Raw genomic sequence first — 1,159 nt, 5'->3', positions numbered from 1 at the left:
GCCTGAAGGGGGCCTCGCGATGCTGGTCGGCGTACTCGTCACCTTTCTCGTCGTCATTCTCGTGCTCTATCTCATCAACATGTTGCCGATGGACGGCCGCGCCAAGCAGATCGCGCGCGTGATCGTGATCATCATCGGCGTGGTGTCGCTGCTGAAATATCTCACGGTGTTCTAGCGAGGCGTCGTTGTCGCCCGGATGAGCGAAGCGACATCCGGGCTGCCACAAWGACCTGGATGTTGTTTTCGCTCATCCGGGCGACGGATCGTCCAACGAAAAGCCCCGGCCTGAGCCGGGGCTTTATTTGTCGCGTCTAGTGCAGCGTCTTGAGCCAGTCGTCGACGTCCTGACGAACCTGGTCCTTGGCCTTGCCGTAGCGCTCCTGCAGCCGGCCCTCGAGCTGTTCGCGGCGTCCCTCGATCAGTTTGAGGTCGTCGTCGGTGAGCTTGGCCCACTTCTCCTTGGCCGAACCCTTGAACTGCTTCCAGTTCCCTTCAATGCGGTTCCAGTCCATGACCATCTCCCGTTGGTTGATGGCCCGACAACGCGAGCGGTTCGCACCCGTTCCTCCTCGCGCCGCGACGTTTCGCCCAACAAAAAAGTCCCGGCGCAGGCCGGGACTTTTGACATTCGTCGAACCAGGATTACCCCGCTGCCTTCGCCTCGCGGCGGCGCGCGGTGAGGATGTACTCGGTGTAGCCGTTCGGCTGCTCGCGGCCCTTGAAGATGAGGTCGCAGGCGGCCTTGAAGGCGACACCGTCGAAGGCGGGCGCCATCGGCTTGTAGATGGCATCGCCCGCGTTCTGCTTGTCGACGACGACGGCCATGCGCTTCAGCGACTCCATCACCTGCGCCTCGGTGATGACGCCCTGGTGCAGCCAGTTGGCGAGGTGCTGGCTCGAGATGCGCAAGGTGGCGCGGTCTTCCATCAGGCCGACATCGTGGATGTCGGGCACCTTGGAGCAGCCGACGCCCTGGTCGATCCAGCGCACGACATAGCCGAGGATGCCCTGGCAGTTGTTGTCGATCTCCTGCTTGACGTCGTCGGGCGCCCAGTTCGACTTCGACACCGGAATGGTGAGGATGTCGGACAGCTTCGCGCGCGGCCCGCCCTTGGTCAGCTCCTCCTGGCGCGCGATGACGTTGACCTGATGGTAGTGC

At 63.0% G+C, this 1,159-nt stretch carries 2 protein-coding genes and 1 pseudogene; 1 reads left to right on the top strand and 2 read right to left on the bottom strand.

The window, feature by feature from the left end:
- The first annotated feature begins 19 nt into the window (after nucleotides 1-19).
- Nucleotides 20-175, top strand: coding sequence for a Thivi_2564 family membrane protein (locus tag AC1D00_RS42140; protein ID WP_042335954.1), 156 nt, complete (start codon nucleotides 20-22; stop codon nucleotides 173-175).
- 136 nt (nucleotides 176-311) lie between these two features.
- On the opposite strand, the gene AC1D00_RS42135 is transcribed toward AC1D00_RS42140, so the two are convergent.
- Both AC1D00_RS42135 and AC1D00_RS42130 read right to left on the bottom strand, forming a co-directional pair.
- On the bottom strand, nucleotides 312-512 hold the full coding sequence (locus AC1D00_RS42135) for a CsbD family protein (RefSeq protein ID WP_027544225.1): 201 nt from the start codon (nucleotides 510-512) through the stop codon (nucleotides 312-314).
- A gap of 130 nt (nucleotides 513-642) precedes the next feature.
- Nucleotides 643-1,159, bottom strand: a pseudogene (locus tag AC1D00_RS42130) (malate synthase G); the annotation flags it as partial.

It is taken from the genome of Bradyrhizobium sp. P2_E8 (genome assembly GCF_056403875.1).
The sequence above is the reverse complement of the archived record's forward strand: the minus strand, read 5'-3'. Positions and strand labels throughout refer to the sequence as shown.

What these genes read in the sequence shown, in the direction of transcription:
- AC1D00_RS42135 (WP_027544225.1), bottom strand. Translation starts at nt 512, where the DNA reads ATGGACTGGAACCGCATTGAAGGGAACTGGAAGCAGTTCAAGGGTTCG.
- AC1D00_RS42140 (WP_042335954.1), top strand. Translation starts at nt 20, where the DNA reads ATGCTGGTCGGCGTACTCGTCACCTTTCTCGTCGTCATTCTCGTGCTC.